A 7078-nucleotide genomic window follows, 5' to 3' on the forward strand; every position below is an offset into this window, starting at 1 on the left:
GCTCCAGCATATGGGTCTCGCCGCGCCGGAACGAAAGCGACATTCAGTTCAGGCTCGCGATAGCTTCGAGCAGTTCATCGACCGCGCCTTCGGTCGTCGCCCAGGAACAGACGAACCGCACCGAGCCGTCGTCGAACTGGTAACAGGCCCAGCCCAGGGCGTTCAGCTTCTGATGCGCGTCGTCCGGCATCCGCACGAAGACGGCGTTGGACTCGACCGGATGCGCCAGCACGAAAGGCGAGCGGGCTTCGATGCCGTCGGCCAGACGCTGGGCCATCAGATTGGCGTGGGCGGCGCCGTCCTCCCAGGCGTTGGATTCCAGCAGGCCCAGGATCGGCGCGGCCAGGAAGCGTGCCTTGGACGCCGTCTGCCCGGCCTGCTTCAGCCGGTTGTCGATCCGCCGCGTCAGGCTCTTGTCGAAGATGACCAGAGCCTCGGCGCAGTTCGCCCCCGCCTTGGCCCCGCCGAACACCAGAATGTCCACGCCCAGACGCGGAATGTCCTTGAGGTCGAAGCCCGCCGCGACCGCATTGGCCAGCCGCGCCCCGTCCATGTGCACGCCCAGCCCGGCCTGTTTCGCCGGTTCGATCAGGTGGCGCAGCTCTTCCTCGGAATAGACCGCGCCGTATTCCGTCGCCTGGGTCACGCTCAACGCCGCCGCTGGCTGGCGATGACCCACCACCGGTTCGTCCAGCGCCGCGCGCAGCGCCACGGTTTCGATCTTGCCCGAATAGCCCGGCAGGCCGATCAGACCGACGCCGTGACCGAAAAAGCCCGGCGCGCCCGTCTCGTCGGTGCAGATATGGGCCGCGTGGTGCGTCAGCACCGCCTCATAGGGCTGGGCCAGCATGGACACGGCGATGGCGTTGGCCGCCGTGCCGCTGAACACGAACCGCACCTCCGCATCGGCGTCCAGACGCTGACGGATCAAGTCCGCGGCCCGCGCGCAGGTCTCGTCCGCGCCGTAAGCGCGGGCAAAGCCCGTATTGGCCCCGATCAGGCCGTTCAGGGCGGCCGGCGCCATGCCGGCGGTGTTGTCCGATCCGAAATCGTAGCGCACGAGTCAGCCTTCCTGTTCTGCCGGCGCCATGACGACGCGAGCGAATTTGGCGTCCTTCGCGGGCACCTCGACCTGATGCGGGAAGGGTATCTCGATTCCGGCGGCGTCCAGCGCCTCCTTGCCGCCCTGCATCAGGTCGGCCTGGGTCTGCCACCAGTCGCCGACCTTGACCCAAGCGTGCAGGGTGATTTCCACAGCGCTTTCCTTCAGGGCCGTCACGCCGGTCCACGGCGTCGGATCGGCCAACACCTTGCCGTGGGCCGCCGCCACCCCCGCCAGAATGCTGGACGCTGTCTTCAGGTTCTCGCCATAGCCGACGGTGAACTTGATTTCGATCCGGCGCGTCTTCTGCCCCGTCAGATTGATGATGACGTCGCTCAGGACCTTGGAATTCGGGATCACGATCTTGTGGTTGTTGGCGTTCGTCAGCTGGGTCGTGAACAGGTCCAGCTTCTGGACCGTGCCCGACGCGCCGCCGACGTCGATCGCCTCACCGACGCGGTAAGGCCGCAGCATCAGCAGCATGACCCCCGCCGCCACGTTCGACAGCGTGCCCTGCAAGGCCAGACCCACCGCCAGCGAGGCCGCGCCCAGAACCGCGATGATCGAGGTCGTCTGCACGCCCAGACGCTGCAGCACGGCGATCATGCCGATGATGATGATCACGACACGCACGACCTGAGCGGCGAAGCTCAGCACCGTCTGGTCATGACGGAAGGCCCGCATCCGGCCCAGCACCCGCCGCGTCACGCCAGCCGCCCAACGCGCCACAAACAGGGTGGCGACGGAGATCAACGCCGCGATCGTCAGATTGATCGCCAGATCGCCGGCCATGTCGGCCAGCTTGGCCAAAATCGCGGCGTCGACGGTCAGTCGCCTTTCACCCACGGCGACCGTCTGCGTCAGTGTTTCATGCAAGAAAGACATGGCCTTGGGTCTAGCGCCTGCCCCCGCGAATGGAAGCCCTCGAGGGCGGGCTTTTCACTCAATATCCCCGGGACCATCGGAGACTAGAGCTTCAGGCTGCTGCGGCGGACTCGACTTCAACCAGCTTGTGCATTGCCCCGCGACCGCCCTGCACCTGCCCCATCAGCACCGCCAGGCCGCGGAAATCGATAGGCTTGTTCATATAGGCGTCGGCGCCGGCGGCCATACCCGCCTCATGATCTTCGGTACGCGCCGAGGCGGACAGGACGACGATCGGCGTATCGACGTTCACGCCCCCGCCTTCGCGGATCAGCCGCGTCGCCGTCAGACCGTCCATCACCGGCATGTTGACGTCCATGATGATCAGGTCGAAGCGCTGGTTCCTCGCCGCCTCGACCGCCAGTTCGCCGTTCTCGGCCGTGCTGGTGCGGTGCCCCGCCGACCCCATCCAGGCCTCAAGGATCATGCGGTTGACCGGATGGTCCTCGACGACGAGCACGTCGAGATCATGGCTGTTCGCGATATCGGCGTCGATCTCCTCGGCGATCTCGGGGCGGCTCCACTCGACCACTTCGCCCTCGACCGCCAGGGTGAAGGTCGACCCTTCGCCCAGGGTGGAGGTCACCGTGATGTCGCCGCCCATGATCTGCGCCATGCGCCGCGCGATGGTCAGGCCCAGCCCCGTGCCGCCGAATTTACGCGTCGAGGAGTTGTCGACCTGGGTGAAGGGCTGGAACAGCCGATCCAGGTCCTCCGTGGAAATGCCCGACCCGCTGTCGGTGACCGAAAACTCGAACGCCACGCGGCGGTCGGAAATGCGCCGACTATAGACGTTGAAGCGAATGTCGCCCTGATCCGTGAACTTGACCGCGTTCGAAAGCAGGTTCTGCACCACCTGACAGACACGGAGAGGGTCGCCGCGAACCACCGCGGGCATCTCGCCCTCGAACGTCGAGATGAAATTCAGCCCCTTCGCCTCGGCCTGGGCCACGAAGGGCCCGATGATGCGGCGATGCAGATCCTCGATCTGAACATCGACCACGTCGAAACTCATCTTGCCCGCCTCGATCTTGGTCATGTCGAGGATGTCGTTGAGCAGGCTCAACAGGTTGTCGCCCGAGTTGCGGATGATCGAGAGGTACTCGCGTTGCGTCCCCTCAAGCCGCGTGGCGCTGAGAAGCTGCGCCGCCCCCAGCACCCCGTTCATCGGCGTGCGCAGTTCGTGCGAAATGACGCCGAGGAAGCTGGACTTGGCTTGGTTCGCCGCGTCCGCCTTGTCGCGCGCGGTCTCGAGCTCCTCGATCAGATGGGACTGATGCGTCTGGAAGGCGCGGATGCGCTCTTCGCGAAGCATGGTCATGGTCACTAGGACGAACAGGCTCGCGGCCGTGAACGGCACCAGGGCGAGGAAGGGCCAGAACAACGGCCCGCCGAGCAGGCTGACGACGATGATCGCCGCCGCCACGCCATAGGGCGAGGAAATCATGATCGCCTGACGCGGCGAACTGCGCAGCTGGGCGAACACCAGCACATAGCCCGACACCAGCAAGGCGATGGCCAGTTCATGGCCAAAGGGCGATTTGGAGAACCAGGCGATCAGCGGGGCCACGGCCCAGACCGCCGTCGTGCCCGTCGCCACGGCCGGGAACACCATGCCCCAGCCGGCGCCGACACGCTGGCTGACACGCTTTTCAACCTCGCCGCGCAGGGCGCCGGCCGCCAGGGTGGCGACGAACCACGCCGTTCCCTGGACCATGCCGACGGTCGCGATCACGCCGACGGCCCAGCTGACGATGATCAGATAGCGCAGATAGTGGGTCTGCAGGATCGCGGTCAGCGCCTGTGCGGCTTCACCGGGCGCTTGTCCGTCCAGTCCCTTGATCCCGTCAGATTCCACCATTCGCTAGCCCCCGCCTTTGCAAATCAGTTCGAGCCAAACGCTAGGATGAAGGTTCTAAGACGAGATGAATGAGGACATTTACGTATCAAAGCGGCACACCGCCTAGGCTGAAGCGGCCTCGCGCACCGTCAGGGCACGGATGGAAAGCGCGTGAACCGGTCCCGACAACTCGTCCCTGAGCGCGGCGTTGACCGCCCGCTGTCGCGCGATCCGCCCCTGCCCCTCGAAAGCGTCCGACACGATCATCAGCTGGAAATGGCTCTCGCCGCCGTCCTTGGCGTCCATGCCGCCCTCATGGTGGTGACCGGCGTGTTTCCAGCTGTCGTCTTCCAGCTCGATCCGCGCTGGAGCGAAGGCTGCCGTCAGTTTTTCGCGGATAAGTGCCGCCACGGGGCCATCTGACATCGGTCGTTCCTTGAAGCTGTCCAAATCAGGCTTACACTTCGGGCGATGTCCGCGTCTTTTCAATACAAACCCCGCTTCACCGATATTCGAGTGAAGCCGCCCAAGCCGGAAGAGGAACAGGCCGAGGCCGATGTCCTGCACCTGAAGCCCGGCGAGAAGCCGTGCCAGTGGCCGGACTGCAGCCGCCCGGCGACGGCCAAGGCGCCCAAGTCGCGCGAGCAGTTGGCTGACTTCTACGACTTCTGTCAGCCGCATGCGGGCCAGTACAACAAGGGCTGGAACTTCTACGCCGGCATGAGCGAGGGCCAGGTCCGCGCCGCCCAGGAAAACGAGGCCATGACCGGCGGCCGCCCGACCTGGGAGATGAAGGCCGGCAAGAACACGCGCGAAGCCGCCGCCTTCGCCGCCAAGATGGGCACGGCCAACACCGAGGGCGCGGGTTCTTGGCGCGACAGCTTCGGCCTGTTCGGCCGCCGTACCCAGGACCAGGCCGGCCCCGCCGCGCCCGAGGTGCACCGCATCGGCAAGATCGAGCGGGCAGCCCTGGCCGACCTCGATCTGAAGCCCGGCGTCGACAAGGCGGCCATCAAGGCGCGCTATCATGAGATGCTGAAGCGCTTCCACCCCGACACCAACGGCGGCGACCGCGGCGCCGAGGCCAAGCTTCAGCGCGTCATCAAGGCCTGGAAAACCTTGAAGAAGGCCGGGCACGCCTGAGCGAACGAAGTAGTCCGCCCGACCGAGGCTGGCCGGCGACGCGGGTCATCGCCCCTTCGCCTGAGCCGTCCCAGATTTCAGCGAAGGCGGCGTCGCCGTTTTCATCCAGCAACCGAATCCGCGTTTCTTGCACGGCTTCGGGGAAACTGTCCGCGTCCAACGCGAACATCAGCGGCGTGCTTTCGGGCGCGTGATAAACGTAGCAGAAGTACTGCGTGTGCGTGTTCATGGCACCTTCCCCGACGGAAGCGATGAACAAACTATTAACACCCCCTTGTGGATTACACGAATCACAGAACCGTTGTTTCTGAGCTGCTGACGCCCATATCCGGTTCCTCGAAACGCCAAAGGAGTCGCCTGATGGAAGTCTTGTATCGTGCACACGCCACGGCCTCGGGAGGCGGTCGCGACGAGGGTCGCTCGGCCACCGACGATGGCAAGATCGACGTTCACCTGTCCGTCCCCACCGAAATGGGCGGCAAGGGCGGCGTCGGGACCAACCCCGAACAGCTTTTCGCCACCGGCTACGCCGCCTGCTTTCTCGGCGCCCTGCGCCTGGTCTCGGGTAAGGCGAAAACCCCCGTCGCCCCGGACACGAAAGTCACCGCCGGGATCGGCATCGGCAAGAACACCCGCGGCGAAGGCTTGAACCTTGATGTCGCGCTCAGGATCACCGACCACGGCCTCGACCGCGCCGTTATCGACGACCTGATCCAGCAGGCGCATCAGTTCTGCCCCTACTCCAACGCCACGCGCGGCAACGTCGACGTGGCGCTGTCGGCGGAATAACCGTCCAGTTTCCTCGCGCGCGTGTTGAGCCGCGCGCGCGGGGGCACTAGATGGGAGCCATGACCTCTCCCCTCGACGCTTCGCCCGATCCCCTGGTCACGCTGGAACCGCACCGCAAGGTGACGGTGAGGGAGGCGTTCGGCGTCGATTCCGACATGCTCGTGCCGGCCTTCGACACGCGCGACAGCCATGTGCCCGAGATCGACGACAGCTACCGCTTCGATCCGCAGACCACGCTGGCCATCTGCGCCGGCTTCGCCTTCGACCGCCGCGTCATGGTTCAGGGCTATCACGGCACCGGCAAGTCGACCCACATCGAACAGGTCGCCGCCCGCCTGAACTGGCCGCTGGTGCGCGTGAACCTGGATAGCCACATCAGCCGCATCGACCTGATCGGCAAGGACGCCATCGTCCTGAAAGAAGGCAAGCAGATCACCGAGTTCCGCGAGGGCATCCTGCCCTGGGCCCTGCAACGCCCGGTCGCCCTGGTGTTCGACGAATACGACGCCGGCCGTCCCGACGTGATGTTCGTGATCCAGCGCGTGCTGGAGGCCCAGGGTCGCCTGACCCTGCTGGATCAGAACCGCGTCATCCGCCCGAACCGCTGGTTCCGCCTGTTCTCGACCACCAACACCATCGGCCTGGGCGACACCTCGGGCCTTTATCACGGCACGCAGCAGATCAACCAGGGTCAGATGGACCGCTGGAACATCGTCACCACCCTGAACTACCTCGACCACGACGTCGAAGCCGAGATCGTCGCCGCCAAGATTCCCGAGTGGAACGACGCCGATGGCAAGCGCCGCATCGCCGCCATGGTCCGCGTCGCCGACATGACCCGCAACGCCTTCATGAACGGCGACATCTCGACCGTCATGTCGCCCCGCACGGTCATCACCTGGGCCCAGAACGCCATCATCTTCGGCGGCGACCTGGCGCTCAGCTTCCGCCTGACCTTCCTGAACAAGTGCGACGAACTGGAACGCCCCACCATCGCCGAGTTCTACCAGCGCGCCTTCGGCGAGGATCTGCCGGAAGCCGCGACGCGCGTGAAGGTGGGGTAACCTCTTCCTTCTCCCCTTGCTGGAGAAGACGCTCAAGCAGCCCGAAGGGCGTTAGCGCTCTTAAGTATCCTTCTCCCCTTGCGGGAGAAGGTGGCGGCCGAAGGCCGACGGATGAGGGGTTCCCCACCATTTTCCCGTTCATCCCGGCGGACGCCGGGATCCAGTGCGAGCCCCATGCGCCCCGCTTGCAGCCACAGAACTGGACCCCGGCGTCCG

At 65.5% G+C, this 7078-nt stretch carries 8 protein-coding genes; 3 read left to right on the forward strand and 5 right to left on the reverse strand.

All coding sequences use genetic code 11. The annotated features are described in order from the left end of the window. Window positions 1-43: 43 nt before the first annotated feature. The 4 genes from AB4Y68_RS13310 to AB4Y68_RS13325 form a co-directional block, all read right to left on the reverse strand. The gene (locus AB4Y68_RS13310; RefSeq protein ID WP_441456233.1) at window positions 44-1060 is read right to left on the reverse strand and encodes a threonine aldolase family protein; all 1017 of its coding nucleotides are present in this window, start codon (window positions 1058-1060) and stop codon (window positions 44-46) included. Between the two features lie 3 nt (window positions 1061-1063). Next, window positions 1064-1987: a mechanosensitive ion channel family protein gene (locus AB4Y68_RS13315; protein ID WP_441456234.1), complete on the reverse strand. Its 924-nt coding sequence runs from the start codon at window positions 1985-1987 to the stop codon at window positions 1064-1066. A gap of 91 nt (window positions 1988-2078) precedes the next feature. Then, window positions 2079-3887, reverse strand: a complete 1809-nt coding sequence (locus tag AB4Y68_RS13320; RefSeq protein WP_441456235.1) for an ATP-binding protein — start codon at window positions 3885-3887, stop codon at window positions 2079-2081. Between the two features lie 102 nt (window positions 3888-3989). After that, the gene (locus AB4Y68_RS13325; RefSeq protein ID WP_441456236.1) at window positions 3990-4277 is read right to left on the reverse strand and encodes a BolA family protein; all 288 of its coding nucleotides are present in this window, start codon (window positions 4275-4277) and stop codon (window positions 3990-3992) included. A gap of 60 nt (window positions 4278-4337) precedes the next feature. Between AB4Y68_RS13325 and AB4Y68_RS13330 the strand changes: the two genes are divergently transcribed. Beyond that, the gene (locus tag AB4Y68_RS13330) at window positions 4338-5009 is read left to right on the forward strand and encodes a J domain-containing protein (RefSeq protein ID WP_441456237.1); all 672 of its coding nucleotides are present in this window, start codon (window positions 4338-4340) and stop codon (window positions 5007-5009) included. Here AB4Y68_RS13330 and AB4Y68_RS13335 read toward each other — a convergent pair. Continuing rightward, window positions 4969-5238: a hypothetical protein gene (locus AB4Y68_RS13335; protein WP_441456238.1), complete on the reverse strand. Its 270-nt coding sequence runs from the start codon at window positions 5236-5238 to the stop codon at window positions 4969-4971. The genes AB4Y68_RS13330 and AB4Y68_RS13335 overlap by 41 nt on opposite strands. 131 nt (window positions 5239-5369) lie before the next feature. Between AB4Y68_RS13335 and AB4Y68_RS13340 the strand changes: the two genes are divergently transcribed. Next, entirely contained in the window at window positions 5370-5798 is a 429-nt protein-coding gene (locus tag AB4Y68_RS13340; RefSeq protein WP_441456239.1) for an organic hydroperoxide resistance protein, read from the forward strand. A 59-nt stretch (window positions 5799-5857) separates the two neighbouring features. Further along, window positions 5858-6862, forward strand: coding sequence for a cobaltochelatase subunit CobS (cobS, locus tag AB4Y68_RS13345; RefSeq protein WP_441456240.1), 1005 nt, complete (start codon window positions 5858-5860; stop codon window positions 6860-6862). Window positions 6863-7078: the final 216 nt, after the last annotated feature.

The organism is Brevundimonas sp. 2YAF1 (assembly GCF_052114745.1).
In the GTDB taxonomy this organism is placed as follows: domain Bacteria; phylum Pseudomonadota; class Alphaproteobacteria; order Caulobacterales; family Caulobacteraceae; genus Brevundimonas.

Bases quoted from the DNA above. Each gene is read 5' to 3' on its own strand.
- AB4Y68_RS13315 (WP_441456234.1), bottom strand. From the start codon at position 1,987: ATGTCTTTCTTGCATGAAACACTGACGCAGACGGTCGCCGTGGGTGAA.
- AB4Y68_RS13320 (WP_441456235.1), bottom strand. From the start codon at position 3,887: ATGGTGGAATCTGACGGGATCAAGGGACTGGACGGACAAGCGCCCGGT.
- AB4Y68_RS13330 (WP_441456237.1), top strand. From the start codon at position 4,338: ATGTCCGCGTCTTTTCAATACAAACCCCGCTTCACCGATATTCGAGTG.
- AB4Y68_RS13335 (WP_441456238.1), bottom strand. From the start codon at position 5,238: ATGAACACGCACACGCAGTACTTCTGCTACGTTTATCACGCGCCCGAA.
- AB4Y68_RS13340 (WP_441456239.1), top strand. From the start codon at position 5,370: ATGGAAGTCTTGTATCGTGCACACGCCACGGCCTCGGGAGGCGGTCGC.
- cobS (WP_441456240.1), top strand. From the start codon at position 5,858: ATGACCTCTCCCCTCGACGCTTCGCCCGATCCCCTGGTCACGCTGGAA.